The organism is Candidatus Abyssobacteria bacterium SURF_5, assembly GCA_003598085.1.
GTDB lineage: Bacteria > Abyssobacteria > SURF-5 > SURF-5 > SURF-5 > SURF-5.
Window position 1 is genome coordinate 1 of sequence record QZKU01000037.1, and the last position, 16,583, is coordinate 16,583.

Genomic DNA, 16,583 nt, shown 5'->3' on the forward strand with positions numbered 1-16,583 from the left:
CTTTCGAGCATCCTGATCAGACACTCGATATACAGGATTTAGTTCATGCTTTTCAATTATTTATGACTTTTTCTCACCCACAAATTCTCATGAGGACCCGATTTTTATGCCGATTTCAATGAAATTGGGCCGGGGATGTATCGGCTCATCCTTCTTTCACTGCATGGCGACTCCATCTCTTCGGGGAATGGATCGATTTTGCAGTTGAACGCAATAAGGAAATCTCGCGAGCCCCTCCACATGGAGATACTGAATAGTAACGTTGCGGGCCGAGGCGGGAAGAGGGTAAGCAGTCGTATGAAGGTATTGCAATAGATACAGATCGGTCACGAGCCGTTAATGCTGCTAACTACAACATAAGAAGGCAATTACTTGCCGTCGGGAAGGAGTACAGGAAATGAAAGCTGTCGGCCGCACAACTCCGGTAGTACTACTCAGTCTTCTTCTGGTTCTTTTTTCGTCTCGATTCGCAGGCGCCTATGACGGGTCCCTCAGCACCTCCTGCGCCATTGAGGGAACAACGGCTACTGTATGCCTGGTATTGGATGTTCCTGCGGCCAGTGTGAAAGGGGTCTCCTTCAAGCTTACGGATACCCCCGACCTGCTGCATTATTCCAGCATCTCAGGCACCGCCTGCACCAGTGTGTTTCTTGTGGATGCGAATGAAAGCGACAATGTGGTGACCGGTCTGCTTGTATCTCTCTCAGGTAGTTGCATCCCAGCGGGGTCATGCTGCATAGCGGAAATCACATATAATGTTGACCCCAGTATGACTCCCGAAGATGTCATTACCCTCACCATACTGGAGGCATCCGTCGCTGAATGCGCAACCGGAGCATCTCTCGATATCGAACTGATTTCCGGCGAGTGCGGATGCGCCGAACCGACCACGTACTATCGCGATATGGATGAAGACACCTATGGACTAGATGCAGACTCAAAAGTGTTGTGCGCTCCCGAACCTCCCTATACAGCTTTGGTTGGAGGAGATTGTGACGACGGAGATGCGCTTCAGCATCCTGGAGCTGTTGAGGTTTGTAACCTAGAAGACGATGATTGCGACTTATTAACTGACGAACCTGGAGCGCAGGGCTGTTCCACATATTTTCGAGATGAAGACGACGATGGATATGGCGTGGATGCCGATAGTCAGTGCCTTTGCGCCGCAACGGACCCTTACACCGCAACCATAGCGGGCGATTGTGACGATGGGAATCCCGCTCGAAATCCAGGCGCAACAGAAATATGTACTGGAGGTATTGATGAGGATTGTGATGGATTAGTCGACGGGGCGGATACAGAAGATTGTGGCAGCTCCGCCTGCTGGACAGAAATCTGGACCCAAATCCATGACAGCGCGAATGGTGATGACACGACCATGGCCACCGCAATCGATAGTCAGGGAAACATAATCGCGGCGGGAACGGTCATGGGCCTGGTGGATCATGGCGAGAACGCATATCTGGTCAAGTATGACCCCGATGGGAATCTCCTTTGGACTCGCGAGGTCGACAGCGGCATAATCAAGATCGGCGGCACCATATACGGCGACGATAGCTTTGTAGACGTGTGCGTGGACAGCCACGACAATATCATTGCCGTTGGCGGAATCGGCGAGAACTTCCAGACAACCACTCCCCCGCGCGCAAAGTCGATGCTGATGAGAAAATACGCCCCTGATGGCACTTTCCTTCTGGAGAAGCGCTATTTTGAGTATGGCGGAGCGTGGGCCACGGGTTGCGCCGTCGACGGAGCAGACAACATCTATGTGACCGGAAATGTACTGACGGATTGGACTCCACACGCGTGGCAGTGGGCGACTCTTAAATACGACAGCAATTTCAATTTGCTGCTCGGACCCATTTATTATAACTACAGCACGTCTCAATATTATCCCGATCATTCTCACGGTATAGCCGTAGACAGCGCGGGAAACATGATCGTAGTCGGCTGCCGCGGAGTCAGCGGCTGCGAGGGTTGCGAGGATTATGACCTCGACTGGCACATACGCAAATATGCGCCCTCGGGCGTACTACTGTGGTCGGATACTCAGAGTGGACCGGCCCTCCTGGTGGATTTTGCCTGGGATGTGGATATCGATAGCAACGATGACATCATAGTCGCGGGCACAACTAACAAAGGAACCGATAACGACGTCTATTCGGATTACGATTGGCGCGTGATCAAGTATTCGAAAGACGGCGCAGTCCTGTGGACATACCTGTTGGATCCCTCCTTTACGGAAGAGAGCTATGACGTAGCGGTTGATGTGGATGACAACGCCTTAGTTGCGGGCTACATAAAAGACGCCGCTGAGATTGCGCATTGGCATCTCAAAAAGCTGGAAGGCGTCAGAGGCAACGAATTGTGTGCGGAGACGTGGAATGGCTCCTTGGAACATGAGGTAATCAGGGGCGTATCCTTCAGGGACAACACGATTGCTCTCGGAGGCAACTTCCACAATGGGCTGGATTACGATATGCGCACGAAGAAGCTTGAGACCGCATGCCAGCCCTTATCGCAGATCAATTTGTTGAGTCCCGCAAACGGTTCCGTACATTTGTACCCGCCGAGTTTCTGCTGGACTCCGGACGGTACATGCGATAGAGGCTTTGCCGTCGATTTCAGCGCATCTCCGGGGTTCAAGAATTTCTGGTCCACGTATGATAATCTGCACATGATCATTGCAGATGAATGTTGGCCGATGCCTATGACCTATTGGAACAAGATACCAGCGGGAAGTATGATCTTCTGGCGGGTCCGCGGTGCGGATGTGGATCTGGTTCCGCTTGCTCCGGTTCTCAGTCAAGAAATCTGGTCAATACAAAAGCAGTGATCTACCGGGCCACATCAGAGTGAGAAGGCTTTTCTGCGGGGAGGGAAACTAGCTTTCCCTCCCCCGCTCTTTGAAGAGCGAGTCGACGGCGTTGCGGACGTATTGCTCGTCGGTGAGGCCGAACGTCGCCTCGTCGGGAAACTTGACGAGCGATTTGATGTAGGCAGCGATATCTTTGAAGAGCTCGAGCCGGGAGCCAGACTCGAGACTTTCACGCCGCTGCACCGCCTGAAGAGCCAGAGCCGTGAACTCGGGAGGAGCGTGCTGGCGGAGCCGCGCCACCAGGTGCGGATATTCGCGAAACGAATTGTATTTCTCGGAGAGCAACCCGCCAAAGTCGTACTTCAGATCGGGCCGCTTTCGGATGACCACGGTACTCGCGGCGATATCTCCCAAACGCTGTGATCGGGGCGTCACGACGGAGGCAGTCCCTCCGATCAGATAGAAAACCGGCAGCGCATCCACGAACCGGAGCAGGTTGCGGATCGCGATCTGCGAGAATTTCAGGCGCAGGCCATCCTCGTCCACCACTCTCAGCCCCAGCAATCGTTTCCCGAGTGTCTGTCCGCGCCAGTACCATTCCAGGATGATGCTGTAGCCGATCGAGACGAGGAAGTACAGCAGAATAATGACCGCCGTTGCGAAGTCGCGACTGATGATGTTCAGAGAGTAGAGAAGCTGCGTGATGACCGACGTGATGACGATGATGCATCCGAGGTCGATGATCCACGCGAAGAAACGGGTCACCGGCCCCGCAAGGAGCAGCGAAAACGAGATGCCCTCGGACGTCCTGATGACTAGAGCATTGGTTCGTCTGAACATGCGTCAAGCCTCATCGATCAATTTCGGCGGGCGCCACTCTTTTTCTGCCCGACCACATCAGATAAACGGTCAACAGAATCAATTCGAGCAATCCGAACGTGGTTTTTAGCGAGTAGGGGATGACCGGCTCGTGATACTGCGAGAAGAAGGCTTCGACCAGTCCCGCCCACACGAGTAACGCGGCCACTCCGCAGATGAGGGTTACGAGGTCGCCAGATATCTGACGCAGTCGCGCCTTCAAAGAGATCGGCGTCCCCCATCCGATGAGCGCTTTTCCCAGCACGAGGCCGGCCTGTCCCGCGATCAGGATTGCCGGAATCTCGATTGCGCCGTGCGGCAGGAGCCAGCCGGCAAGGAAGCGTACCTCTCCCGCCAGAACGTAGTCGCAAACGACCGCCCCGAGGATCGTGCCGTTGTAGAACAACATGATGATGGTGCCGATTCCCCATGTCATCCCGAGCGCCATCGTAAAAATCGAAACCCTTGTATTATGAGTCATCAAGAAAGCCGAAAACGTGCCTTTTCTTCCTTCAAGATGATCCACCTCGCGCGACTCCTCATAGGCGACACGTTGTGAAGGGTCTCCCTGCAGGTGTGAGAACGGCATCAATACATCCTTCGAATCGGGATCGAGAGACAGCGCGAACCCTCCAAAACTTGCGCCTGCAAGAGTAATGAGAACGGCCAGCGCGAAAGCCATCGCATGTTTTCGGAAAACCTGCGGAAAAGTTTGAAAGAACCACGTTCGGACGGAGAAGCGGACGCCCCTGTCGCGGGTTTCATGAATTTCCGCATAGGCTCGCGAGACCAACGATTCCAGATAGCGGTGAGTTCCAGGTTCGGACGGAAACGCGGCGAGCCTCACCAGATCGCTTGAGACGCGCTGGTAAAGATAATGAAACCGTTTCGCTTCCTCGAGACTCAATGTGCGTTCGACACGCGTTTCGAGCTCCGTAAGGAGTTTCTCCAGTTCCTTCCAGTACCGCTCTTCTGAAATGAGAAATCGCTGCAGGTCGACTATCACAGGAGTTGCCTTCGTTTCACATTGATGTATTGCGAAACCAGATGACTGCACATCGTCTCATTGTCCAACAGATTCATCGCGACACCGCGGCGCTTCAACACCTGCTCCAATTCCCGCAGTTGCTGAAACTGCAGGTGACCGCCCAATCGCCGGTAGAGATCATCCGCCTCCCGGACGGCCTCGCCGGAAAATACGGGCGCCAGCACGGGCGTTTTCAGCATATTTACCAGGACGAGATGATGCCGCGTGAGCACATCCAGATTCTGGACGAAAGTCTCCGCGAGCACCGGATCGTCGAGATTGGTCAGGAAAATGAGCAGGGCGCGGCGCCGGAGGCGGAGGCGGATAAACGAGTTCAGCTCGTTGAAGTCCGGGTTCACCATTTTCGGCTGGAGCGAGTAAAGCGCGTCGCGACACGCCGCATAATGAGCTTTTCCGTTCCGGGCGCGCACGAAGGAGTGCACCTTGTCGTGAAATGTCAGCAGCCCGAACAAGTCGCCCTGCTTCTCGGCCACCAGCGCCAGGACCAACGCTGCGGTAATGAATCGCTCTAGTTGAAGAACGGTCGGGGGTGATTCGGGCGATCCATTCGACTGCGTCTGGATTTCGCGCGAACTGAGGCGCGATGCATCCAGCACAACATATATCTCTTGAGTCCGCTCGATCTGAAAAATCTTGGTGACGGGATGACTTCTCTTTGCCGTCGCTTTCCAATGGATATCTTCGTAACTGTCGCCCGGAATGTAATCCCGAAGCTTCTCGAATTCCTTTCCCTTTCCGACCTGGCGCTGGGCGTGCAGGCCAAACATACCCCTGTTCAGAAAAAGCGCGGCCAGACTCTTCTGTTCCTTATGAATATTTGGATAAACACGGACCTCGGCCTCCACCTGAAATGTCTTGCGGAAAGCCCAGAACCCGATAGGTGATCCGGTTTCCAGATGGACGGCCTGAATCGCATATGTCCCTCTTCTCGAGGGCGTACAGGGGATGGCGACTTCATAGGCCCTATTTTCTTTGGAAAGGGCGGTAGTGAATTCTTCGACCGGCAACTTGAATTCAGCCGGCGCCCCAATTCCGATCCGCAGCCTGCGATTTGAAGGTTGTTTTGTTTCCAATTTCAGAAGAAGCAAACCTTCCTTATTTTCGGTTATGCGGATTACTTCCGGCAAGTGGACTTCGATATTATCGAGTCGTTTCCGGGCAGAGAGGGCGTCCGCTATCGCGAGAATGAGGAAGCCGCCTATGATGATTTCGGCCGCAAGCAATGTTGACGGCTGGATGGCGGCCACAAACGAAAAGGGAACCACGAGACAGGCGACCCAGAACAGTAATCGGTATTGAGGCGCGATCATCGGGGGACGTTCACTTTCTGGAGAATTCGTTCGACGACTTCGGCGACCGCCAATCCTTCAATTTCATATTCGGGGCGCAGGATGATTCGATGTTCCAGAACGGGCAGCGCCATGGTCTTCACATCGTCGGGCGTAACGTAGTCTCTTCCCGAGATTGCAGCCAGCATCCTGGCCGAAAGCAGGAGCGCCTGAGTGCCGCGGGGGCCTGCGCCGACGAGAACACTATCTTCGATGCGGGTTTTACGAATAATCTCGACGATATATTGGAGCAGCTCATCACGCACCAGGATGTATTCGCTTATCCTGCGCAACTGCTGCAAGTCGTCCGAGTTGATTACGGCTTTCACCTCGCCCCTGGCAAGGGTTTCCTCCGGCGAGGAGTCTTTGAGCATTCGCTTCGCCAGCTCGAGTTCTTCGGCCTGGTCGGGACACGCCATCGAGATCTTCAGCATAAACCTGTCTTTTTGCGCCTCGGGCAGCGGATACGTCCCTTCGAACTCGATAGGATTCTGGGTCGCAAAAACCGTGAAATTGGGTGAGAGCAGGTGGGTTTCTCGATCAATGGTCACCCGCCGCTCCTGCATCGCCTGCAGGAGGGCGGATTGTGTCTTTGCCGGCGCGCGATTGATTTCATCGGCAAGAAGGAACGTAGTGAAGACCGGTCCTTTCACCAGGACGAATTCGTTGGCTTTCAAATTAAAGACGTTGGTCCCGATGATATCCGAGGGCATCAGGTCGGGCGTAAACTGGATGCGCGAGAACTCGCAGCCGAGCACGCAGGCGAGGGTGCGGACAAGCAGGGTTTTTGCCACCCCCGGCACTCCCTCAAGGAGGGCGTGCTGTCCGGTGAAGATAGCGATAAGGGCCTTATCGACAACTTCCTGGTGGCCAATGATAACTTTCGCAACCTCCTGGCGCGCTCGGGTCAGCACATCAGTCAGGAACGCGATGCTTCGTCCGTCCGTTTTCAATTTTTCACTCCTTCTCCGCCAATACAGCGGAAATCATTTGATAGGCTTCGACCGGGTTGCGCCGCCTCGCAGGAGATGCCATCTCCTGCTCGAGAATTTCGCGCACCCGCTTGCGCTTTCGTTCATCGATGAGTCCCGGAGAACGCTCCCATTCCTCGACGCATACCTGCAATATCTTTTTCGCTGGAATGCTGCGCCGCAGCAAATTGACCAGTCCCGCTGCAGAGTCCTTGCCGCGCCGGCTCATTTGTTCGGCAGGCGTCCCGTGTTTCGGGGTCAGGCTGAATGCGTTTTTCCAGACGAACAGGAGCGCGAGCCCGATCAAAGCCGTCAGCGGCCGGTCCAACCGATAGCTGCGAACCAGCGTCATGATTCCCTTATGCTCCTGAATCCCGAAATGACTCTCATCAAAGATGACGGTCGAGGAAGGTCCCACCAGCCAGGCGATGAGGCCGGTATGTCTTTCCCGGCGCATCGCTTCATTGCTGAGGAGATACGAATCGCTGCACAGAACGATCGTTCCTCGAATCCATTGGCGTTCTACAAGGACGGGAAGCCCGTTTCGGGCATACAACACTTTCCATGGCTCAGATAACTGTGTGAAGTACAGAGCCGAATACCAGGGCAGCATCTCGGGCCAGTCGGCCGGTCCGTTCTGTTTCAGCGCCGTCATTTCGAGATAATCCTCGTTTTCAGACTCCTTTGGCATCAAGGTTGAGAACTTGAATCCCCACCGATTTTCGATCGAAACCATGCGGACGAACCACGGCTCTTCCGCCGGGTCCACGCCTTCATCTTCATCCTCAGAAGATTCCTCTTTCTTCTCAGACTTCTCTTTGGAATGTTCCTCCTGCGATTCATTTATTGACCCGCCGCTCTCTTCGCCTCTTTCACCGTTACCGCTCGCTTCTGCTATTTCCTCGGTTATCGGGAAGAAGGTAAGAATCAGCCGTCCGCCGTCGCCCACAAAATCCTCGATGGCCTTGATCACGTATTCCGGATCATCGGACAGATTGGCGCCGCAAATGAACAAGGTTTTGCCTTTCCCGCCGCCCAGTTGCTCGATTGGGCTCATGTTTTGCTGGACCGACACGCCCTCCAATGCGGCCATCGCCTTGTACAGCGCCCGCGTTCCGAGCGGATCGCTCCTAAGCGTGGAATACGGCGGGTACATGTTTCCTTGCTCATACACGAGATCGAAGAGACGGTACAAGCCCCAGGCGAACATGACAATGATCGCCGCAAAAAGAAGGGGAGCCGATTTAGTTAGCGCCTTCATACGTTTTCAACTTTTGTTGGTTCGCGAGGAGATATTCCACCAGATCGCGTCGCGCTTCGTAATCGCCGTACCAGATTGATTCGTACACGGTAGCGCTTTGAGAAAAGACATCTATGAGCTCCGGATACGCATGGGCGCGCCGTTCGAGCTCCCGTTTATAGTCGCGATTGGATTTGAACAAAGCGATATAAATGAAGTTGGCTCTGGCGAGCAGCGCAAGGGTGGCAAGAAAAACCGCCCGCAGCGCCAGCCGAAATTCGCCTTGCTCGAGAAGTTCTGCCGCCAGCGCAAGCCAGCCGTCTTCCGGCAGTTCGGCGGCGCTCGTGGTTTCCTTCTCGATATCAGGTCTGGCCCGCACGACAATGGCGTCGACTTGAAGAGGCTGCCGGAAGCGGTTCTTCCACATTCGCCATATCATCACGCCGACGACAACGAAGAGCAGGATTGCAAGGCCGTATAAAATCGTTCGCAAGACACCGCTGATTGTTTCGAGACCTCTTCTATCCCTGTCGAATTCAGGCGCTCGTTTGCTGAGCCAATCGATCAAAGCCTCAATCCACCGGGTGAGCGGCTGGGCCCTGCGCATGATAGCCTCTCCCCAATCGGCCAGGGTCTCGGCAATGTGGCGGAAAAATGAGGCCGTTGCGCCACCCTCTTTTTCAGCCGGCTTCTCTCTGGGCATTCGCCACACGTAAAAGCGGGACTCGAGTTCCCGGTCCAAGGCTTGATCCAAATCTGAAGGCGAAATGGTCAAGCGGCGAGTATCGACTTCATGCTGCGTCCTGTCCTGCGCCCGGGCCTCACGAGGAACGGCGAGACCGGAGTTGAGAACACATATTGCAACAAGACCGACGGCGGCTGCCTTTCTCGAAATCCATTTCAGATCAACCCGAAGGTCCTCGCCCGTCTTCTGGGAGTCTAGATAAAAGCATCTCAAAACGTATGCCGCCTTTGCCAGCGGGTCCATGCAAAGGAAAGTGAGCCCGCAGACTGCGGCAAAGAACGTGGTATTGAACATTCCTCCAAAAGTCAAAGTGAAGCGCGTCGATATTCCGGTGAGCATCTGAAAAAGGCCGGGGAACAAAAGAATGGCTGAGGCGATGTTTGCGGCTATCAATACGCCAAATGGGCTGAGAGGAACCAGCGCCAGCAGGAGCACCCCCATGTACAAGCTTAAGAAAACCTGACTCCATGCCGCGCTGACGGCAACGATTATCGGGCTTACGACCAGGAAGAATGCGGCGGCAGAGATCAGAAGAAAGGGGCTCAGCGCCCAGATGACGAGAAAATTCTGTTTCTGCCAGGGACGGGCCAGACGATCGGCCTTCTTGTACAAATCGATTATCTCGACGCCTTTGCCGTCCTCGAGCACGGTCATGTTCTGGTAGAGCGCATAAGCCCAACCGAATGGCACGGCGGCCAGAAACGCCAGCGGCAGGATGAAAAAGCCGGTGGACTGAACGATAGTCTGGCGGATGATCGCGCGAGCTATCATTCGGAATGTCCATCTTTGGGGGGCGGAATTGCAGACGTGTTCGAGCAGCCGGCGCGCATACATTGCGTGACAGCATTTCATCCAGACGAAGAGAAGAGTCATGAGAAAAGCGCCCCTTGCCGCATACCGATAAGCGAAGGCGCTCCTGCTCATGTCGCCCCAGAAATACAGCAGGCCCAGCACAAAGGGAACCGTTCCCAGGCAGTACAGCGCAAGCGCATGAATAGAGGAGGTGCGAACCAGATGAAACGCTTCCTCGATAATTTCGAGCGCCCCTTTCGGGGCAGGTTCTTTGCGGTCAATCTTCATGAGTCGAATAGCTCACTCCAATAGCTTTGCCGCCAGATATTGCCTTCATGAAACGAGGATGGCAACGCAATCAGACCGCGCCCCAGGAGGTAAAAGAATATCCAGATTATCAAGAAGGAAGAACACCACAGAACTGTTCGTGACAGGGAAGCCAGTCTCGCTTTGCGCTTCTTCTTTTTGCCCGTGATCTTTGCGAGGCAGGGCGCGCAGATCATCCTGTCTTCGTGTTCGGTAGCGCATTCCCGGCAATAGTAGCGATGGCATTCGAGGCATTGGGCCACGGCTTCGCGCCAGGCGTGATTGAAACAGCGTTGGCGGGAAAGATCGTGCATCTACAGTCCCTTGTCGGTTGCGGTCACGGCGGCTGTCGCGTAGCGAGCTACCCGGTTTCTCATCTTGTGCCGGAAAATAAGAATCAGGCCCACAACGGCCAAAAGAGATTGAGCTACCCCGGTCGCGATGCAGTAGCCGTCGTAAATCGATCCCTCCAACTGGAATTCAAGCGGTGAGCGTGGAGGCGCCTCCATATTTTGAATCATGTATATGAAGCCATAGATCGAGCCAAAGAAAAAGCTGCAGACCGCCACGGCCAGAGTCAACCAGGTGATGCTCTTGACTGATCGTGGAAGATCACTGTGACTTTGCCTCCTGAAAGCGAAGATCAGAACGAGGATCAGCCCCAAGAAGAGCAGCATATCCAGAAAATTCTTTGAGATGCTCTTGTGGAAGATCTCGATGAAATCCGAGAATGCGCTCAGCAGGAGCCAGCCGTAAAGAAGGATATGCACCTGTCCATCCTCGTGGCGTGTCTCCCGTTCCCGTTCGGCCGGAGCGTCTTGCGGGAGTGCGTGAGCCGACGCCTGCACGAGCACAGGCTGGTCCGGCAATACATCGATTTCCTCTTTCGTTTCCGTCAGGGAAGCCTGGGCCGACTCGATCAGCGGTTTCAGGATCGCAATCGCTTTTCGCGCGGTCCGTATTCTGCCGAGGCACGGCAATTCTTCCGCTTGGACGGCGGTATAAAGGCGGCATTTGCAGGTGGGTCCCAGGAATGTGTTGAGGAGAATCGAAACCAGGAAGGCCAGAAGGAGGGCGGCCTCGAAACCGAGGAAGAGGAAGAACGGCTTCATGTTTGGCGATTTCCATATCCAGTAAGGATAGGCCGTAGCAATAAAAATGCAAGCCCATGAAGCGGCAAGCAGCAGATTCTTGTTTCTTCGGCCGGCGGTCCGGCTGATTACGAGAGCCTGGATATCCTTCAGGTAGAACCTTTTGTACTGCTCCGTAAAGCGCCTTGAACGCACATCGAGAACGTGGTCTGCGCCCAGCCAAAGGCTGTGCATGCTGTATTCGAGAAAACGGCGCTGCTGCGTAAACATGTTTCCGGGCAGCCGCCGATAGATTTTCTGTTTTCGCTTCATTGCATTATGTTCATGAAAAGCAGGCCGCCAAGATAGCCCCAGACCGCCAATTGCCCAAGGGAGATAACAATCGCCAGCACTGAACGCCACCGCCCGGGATAGACAATGCTCCGGGGCGATTTCCAATGCTTGACTGCGATAAAGATCGAGGCAGTAGCGGTAATGAATGTGCCCCAAATGAAAAGAACGAGCGGCAACACGGCCAGAAAAAGGGCGATGTCATCATAACGGACGCGCTCGTTCTGCAGATGCTCGAATTTTCCTTTTACCGCGCCCCTCTCGATGCAGGTGGAACACAGGTGCTGGCCCTTCAATTCGATCGCACACAAGGAACAGAGGAAGCGACCGCAGCTCTCGCATGCCACGGTCGCTTTCTTAGCGGAATGATAGAAGCAACTGCTTTCATCGTCAACCAGCAGTTTTTCGCCGGACAGACCTGGCGCGGCTTTTCTGACCAGTGCCGGGAAACTCGCAACCTCGAGATAGGCGCCGCAGCCGGGACAGTTCCCGGTCTGCGCCGGCTCCGCCAGCGGAAGCGAAACCGGTTTCCTGCATTTTCCGCAGTCAAATTGAAATATCTTCATCTCAACTTATTTACGAATGACCCGGGTGCTGCAGATACGATCGTGCAACGCCTGTTTTTCGCTGTCGAATGCCGCCATGATGTATCCGATAAGCAGGATCATCGCGCTCAGGATTTCGGCGAAATACCTGCCGCACGCGCGCCAATAGGAGACTTTTCCGCCGTCCGGAGTCACGATTTTCAGACCGCAGGCCATTTTGCCCGGCGTCGCCGCAAATTTGCCGACAAAATACGTCGCATAAAATACCGCCACGCCGATTTGCGCGATCATCATAAGAACCGACCCGATGAAGAAACCCGCCGACGGCATGGCTCCAGGCTGCGGCGGAGTCACCATAAAGCCGAAGCTCAACTGGATAACGGCATTCACAACCCCAAGAATGAACCAATCTACGAATTTCGCCGCGAACCGAATCCAGAAGCCGGCATAGCGCAGAGTAGCAGGCAGGCGCGCCCCCTCCTGCAGCCGTTGAAAAAAGATCGGCTTGCACGCGGCGCACACCCGCGAACCGGAGTACGCAACCATTTCATCGGCAGGAAAAGACTTGCCGCACTCGACACAGGGGAAGACCCGCTGTTCGGTCAGGGCAACCGTCTGATTCTGCACGTCGCCGTATGGCCGCCAGTCCGCCATCCCCCTCCGCCAAACGAGGTCTTTCGAGGTGATCACGCCGGTGGTTACCATGCTTTGTAACTCTTCGTCACTTACCGGGCCCGCTTTCTGCCCATTCTCCACATAGTACCAGTCCAACCCTATCCCTCCTTATTCATCCATATTTCACAAAAGAACGCAAAAACCAAAACCCGGACATTTTTTCCGACAGCCTCGACTCTGGACGGTCTTCTTCTCCTTTTCTTCTTATATTTGTTTTTGAAAAGAATGCGTTCATGTAGTGGAAATTTCACATGAATATAAAAACAGGAGCAAATTTCAAGCCATTTGCAGAAAAAACTCTGGTTTTCCGAATATTTTTGCGGGATTCCGATCAAGAATCGGGCGGAAAACAAGCGATTTGAGCTCAACGGGGACAGTTTTGGCTGTTCAGAATCGAGTATTGTGTTTGCGGTCACTTCAAAAATAGATGCGGAAGCCCAAGCCATACTGATCAAAACCCAGAGATTTATACAGGCGGTGAGCCTCGGTGCGCCGTTTGTCAGATGAGAGCCCTATCTTATAGCAGCCACTTTGCCGGGCGACCCGGATAAGGTGTTCTACCAGCTTCCGGCCGATCCCCCTCTGACGGGAGTGGCCGGCCACGACGAGGTTTTCCACAATTGCCCACGGCAAAGCGTGATGCGAAAGGTTGGGCGCGATCAGCAGGTCTACGGCTCCGACAACTTGGTTGTTAGCAACTGCGACAAAAAGCTTACGATTGGGATCGGCTTTGATGTGATCGAAGGACTTTTGGTAATCAGGGGAAGGAGCATTTGGGTCGGATTCCGCGCGGCTTGTGGTTAAAGTAAGAGCTTTCATCAACTCCACGATAGCCGGCACATCCGCCTTTACCGCCTCTCGGATGACGACTTCACCCCCCTCCATAGTGTATCTCCTTCACGAGAAATTATATGCGGGGAAGAGCGTGCATGTCAACAGAAGTATTCCTTTTCGGTATCGAATATGGTACAATTTTGGGCGGAAACAGGGCTCCAACCGATGAGGATTTCGATAATGAAAGAAGCAATCCAAAAGATTGTTCTCATCGTAATCACCGTTGTGTTGCTCTTCCTTCTGTACCGATGGGCAATGACCATGAAGGAGAGCGGCAGCCCTTACATTTCGTTTCCCAACAAGATCGAGACCTTCAAATGAAACGGGTTTCCAGCCCGTGCGTGGGCCGACCCCGGGCCGGGATCGTCTTCCCTCTTGACCGGCCGCAAAAGTGAAAAGGAAATTTTTTTGCCGGAACATCCTGTGACTTTTTCCGCCGGAAATCTTAGGTTGGAAGGAATGTATCTGCGCGCGCGATCCCCCAAGCCGCAGCCGGCGGTCATCTGTCATCCGCACCCCGCATACGGCGGAACGATGGATAATAATGTCGTCATGGCGGCGGCGGGAGCCTTGCAGGAAACCGGCCATTCCACGTTGCGCTTCAATTTCCGCGGAGTCGGCGGCAGCGAGGGGCAATATGGCGGAGGAACGGGCGAAATCGAAGATGTGCAGGCGGCGATAGGGTTTGTGCTGGACGAAGAAGGAGATGTGCCGGTTGTTCTTGTTGGTTACTCATTCGGCGCGTGGGTCACGGCAAAAATGCTGGAAGGCGATGATTCAGTAGCACATGTTATCCTGATCGCGCCGCCGACCGCGATGTTCGACCTCTCCCCTCTCCTGAACGATGGGCGGGAACGCTCTCGGCACATTATCGTAGGCGAGCGCGACCAGTTCTGCGACCGCGAGTCGCTCCAGCAGATATACGATCGGCTGCCCGAGCCGAAATCGATGCGTGTTATCCCGCGCGCGGATCACTTCTTTTTTATGCACGAAGACAGCCTGATCGAGGCGATAAAAGAGGCTGTCGCCGATCATTCACCGCTTTGAATTCCGGAGGTTCCTGTGGCTGATTCACCGCGTTTCGAAACGCTTTTGTGGCGCCGGGACGGGCCGATACTGACGCTCACGCTGAACCGGCCGGATCGTCTTAACGCATTCAATGCGGAAATGTTTCGAGACCTCGCCCAAGCCGTGCAGATCATTTCAGGTCAAACGGATATTGGCGTAGTCGTACTCACCGGTGCCGGTCGGGCGTTCTGCTCAGGCGCCGACTTGAACAATGTCAGCCAGTACCATTCAGACGCGGAGGGCGATTCGCTTGCGCAAGGAATCCGGCAGGCGCAGAAAGTTTTCGACGCCGTCGAGGGGATTCCGCAACCCGTTATTGCGGCCATGAACGGACATGCGGTCGGGGCGGGCCTTCAAGTGGCGCTCGCATGCGATTTCCGCATTGCCGCGCATGGCACAAAATTGGGGTTGTCTGATGTCAAGATCGGGATAGTGCCGGCCCTGGGGGCAACCATCCGGCTGCCGCGCCTGATCGGAATCGCGAAGACAAAGGAGCTGATTCTAACGGGGGATCTGATTGACGCCGACGAGGCGCATCGGATCGGGATGGTCAATCAAGTCGTCGAGAAGGAGCTTCTTGACCAGACGGTGAGGGAGTTGACTGAGAAGCTGGCTTCGCGCGCTCCGCTGGCCATAGCCGCAGCCAAGCGGCTCCTGAACGAATCGGCGCCGCTCGAACAAGTCGCTTTGGCTCAATCGCGCCTTATTAAATCTGCGGACGCGCTGGAAGGCATTTCCGCTTTTTTCCAAAAAAGAAAACCCCATTTCACCGGTTCGTGAGCGCGCACCTTAAATTAACAGGGGTTCCCCCCCCCCGCCCCCACCCGACTGCCTGAACGACTCAGTCCCGTCATTGCAAGAGTTGATCGAGTTCCAGGGAAAGAATTGAGCCAGGCCGGAGACTCGCGCCTACTGCCATTCACTTAAGACGGCAAACATGCATTTCGGCACTCGCGTCAGGTTTTCTTGCAGTCAAGATGCCTGCGCTACAACGGGTCCGCATGGAGCGCATTCTTTCAGCTTGCCAAGGCATGTGTTGCGTCGAGCGCTAAGTGAAAGGCATTAGACCCCTGCCTCCGGCACTGGCTCGTTCTTGTTCAGGTTCTTTCTAAAAGAGCACGCCGACTCCGAACAGGCCGGCTACGTTATGCGCTCCGTCAATATCCCCTTCATCAATGAAGAGGTAGCGATAATTGAACTCCGCGAAGAGGTTGATGTTGTCAGCGATATAGAATTTCACGCCCGCCTGGCCGCCTGCCTGAGGACTGAAATCATCCTCATCATCCACCTCGACGTACGAGCCGCCTCCGCCGACTCCAATATACGGAACTACCGTGCTGCCTTCTGTGACAAAGTTGTAGTTCAAGAAACCATCGGCGGCAATGGCGGCATTGTCCGTATCGAAATTATATGCGCCGGTTATCCCTACCCCTGCTTGCCACTCTCTTGTCATGTAGGTCGACAACCTCAGGCCAATCAACAACTGGGTCTGCTCATCCTCGATATCGACATCCTCAAGAACGAGCGCGCCGTCATCGTCATCCACATCCAGTTCCAGATAACTGACTGACGCCGCGACTACCGCCAGCTCCACGTCCCCTTCTTGCTGAACCGCATACGCGTCGGAAACAAATGCAGGAACAAATAGAAGTGAAATCAGGAGAATCAGAAAGGTCTTTTTCATCGTATCTCTCCTTCTCGTTGTGGTGAGGAACGATTACATACTGATGACCAGCACTTTCTTGTATTACTCCTCCGGCAGTTGCTTCTCACCCCCTTTCACAATGTACGAGAATCTCTTCATGTTCGGGAGCGATATGCGGCGTTCAAAAAAATGAGCTCCTCACAAGAATTTGTGGGTTAATTGTGGCATAGGAAGGTCTCCGAGCACGTGATAAAGGGCAAGCGAAAAGGTTTCAAATGTGCGGTAGCCG

16 protein-coding genes are annotated in these 16,583 nt (G+C 54.4%); 3 read left to right on the top strand and 13 right to left on the bottom strand.

Translation table 11 applies throughout. The annotated features are described in order from the left end of the window. Positions 1 to 397: 397 nt before the first annotated feature. Positions 398 to 2,836, top strand: coding sequence for a hypothetical protein (locus tag C4520_04215; protein ID RJP24315.1), 2,439 nt, complete (start codon positions 398 to 400; stop codon positions 2,834 to 2,836). A 48-nt stretch (positions 2,837 to 2,884) separates the two neighbouring features. Here C4520_04215 and C4520_04220 read toward each other — a convergent pair whose 3' ends face one another. The 12 genes from C4520_04220 to C4520_04275 all read right to left on the bottom strand — a co-directional run bounded on the left by C4520_04220 (position 2,885) and on the right by C4520_04275 (position 13,632). Further along, complete coding sequence (locus C4520_04220) at positions 2,885 to 3,658, bottom strand: RDD family protein (GenBank protein ID RJP24316.1); 774 nt, start codon at positions 3,656 to 3,658, stop codon at positions 2,885 to 2,887. Positions 3,659 to 3,668: 10 nt separating this feature from the next. Then, entirely contained in the window at positions 3,669 to 4,682 is a 1,014-nt protein-coding gene (locus C4520_04225) for a stage II sporulation protein M (GenBank protein ID RJP24317.1), read from the bottom strand. Further along, positions 4,679 to 6,034, bottom strand: coding sequence for a DUF58 domain-containing protein (locus tag C4520_04230; protein RJP24318.1), 1,356 nt, complete (start codon positions 6,032 to 6,034; stop codon positions 4,679 to 4,681). Before C4520_04230 ends, C4520_04225 begins: the two co-directional genes overlap by 4 nt. Continuing rightward, entirely contained in the window at positions 6,031 to 6,984 is a 954-nt protein-coding gene (locus tag C4520_04235) for a MoxR family ATPase (GenBank protein ID RJP24330.1), read from the bottom strand. The genes C4520_04230 and C4520_04235 overlap by 4 nt, the downstream gene beginning before the upstream one ends. A gap of 25 nt (positions 6,985 to 7,009) precedes the next feature. Continuing rightward, on the bottom strand, positions 7,010 to 8,284 hold the full coding sequence (locus C4520_04240) for a DUF4350 domain-containing protein (protein RJP24319.1): 1,275 nt from the start codon (positions 8,282 to 8,284) through the stop codon (positions 7,010 to 7,012). After that, positions 8,268 to 10,088 carry a hypothetical protein gene (locus C4520_04245; GenBank protein ID RJP24320.1) on the bottom strand — a complete coding sequence of 607 codons (1,821 nt, stop codon included), beginning with the start codon at positions 10,086 to 10,088 and terminating at the stop codon, positions 8,268 to 8,270. Before C4520_04245 ends, C4520_04240 begins: the two co-directional genes overlap by 17 nt. Further along, positions 10,085 to 10,420 (bottom strand): rhomboid family protein, encoded by a 336-nt coding sequence (locus tag C4520_04250; GenBank protein ID RJP24321.1) that lies wholly within the window; start codon positions 10,418 to 10,420, stop codon positions 10,085 to 10,087. The genes C4520_04245 and C4520_04250 overlap by 4 nt, the downstream gene beginning before the upstream one ends. After that, on the bottom strand, positions 10,421 to 11,509 hold the full coding sequence (locus tag C4520_04255; protein RJP24322.1) for a hypothetical protein: 1,089 nt from the start codon (positions 11,507 to 11,509) through the stop codon (positions 10,421 to 10,423). Then, on the bottom strand, positions 11,506 to 12,093 hold the full coding sequence (locus tag C4520_04260) for a hypothetical protein (protein ID RJP24323.1): 588 nt from the start codon (positions 12,091 to 12,093) through the stop codon (positions 11,506 to 11,508). Before C4520_04260 ends, C4520_04255 begins: the two co-directional genes overlap by 4 nt. 6 nt (positions 12,094 to 12,099) lie before the next feature. Next, positions 12,100 to 12,843, bottom strand: a complete 744-nt coding sequence (locus C4520_04265) for an RDD family protein (protein RJP24324.1) — start codon at positions 12,841 to 12,843, stop codon at positions 12,100 to 12,102. A 2-nt stretch (positions 12,844 to 12,845) separates the two neighbouring features. Then, the gene (locus C4520_04270; protein RJP24325.1) at positions 12,846 to 13,100 is read right to left on the bottom strand and encodes a hypothetical protein; all 255 of its coding nucleotides are present in this window, start codon (positions 13,098 to 13,100) and stop codon (positions 12,846 to 12,848) included. Positions 13,101 to 13,164: 64 nt separating this feature from the next. Further along, entirely contained in the window at positions 13,165 to 13,632 is a 468-nt protein-coding gene (locus C4520_04275) for a GNAT family N-acetyltransferase (protein RJP24326.1), read from the bottom strand. Between the two features lie 357 nt (positions 13,633 to 13,989). Between C4520_04275 and C4520_04280 the strand changes: the two genes are divergently transcribed. After that, complete coding sequence (locus tag C4520_04280; protein ID RJP24327.1) at positions 13,990 to 14,628, top strand: alpha/beta fold hydrolase; 639 nt, start codon at positions 13,990 to 13,992, stop codon at positions 14,626 to 14,628. Then, positions 14,629 to 15,429, top strand: coding sequence for an enoyl-CoA hydratase/isomerase family protein (locus C4520_04285; protein ID RJP24328.1), 801 nt, complete (start codon positions 14,629 to 14,631; stop codon positions 15,427 to 15,429). 328 nt (positions 15,430 to 15,757) lie between these two features. Here C4520_04285 and C4520_04290 read toward each other — a convergent pair whose 3' ends face one another. Further along, complete coding sequence (locus C4520_04290; GenBank protein RJP24329.1) at positions 15,758 to 16,333, bottom strand: P44/Msp2 family outer membrane protein; 576 nt, start codon at positions 16,331 to 16,333, stop codon at positions 15,758 to 15,760. Positions 16,334 to 16,583 lie beyond the last annotated feature (250 nt).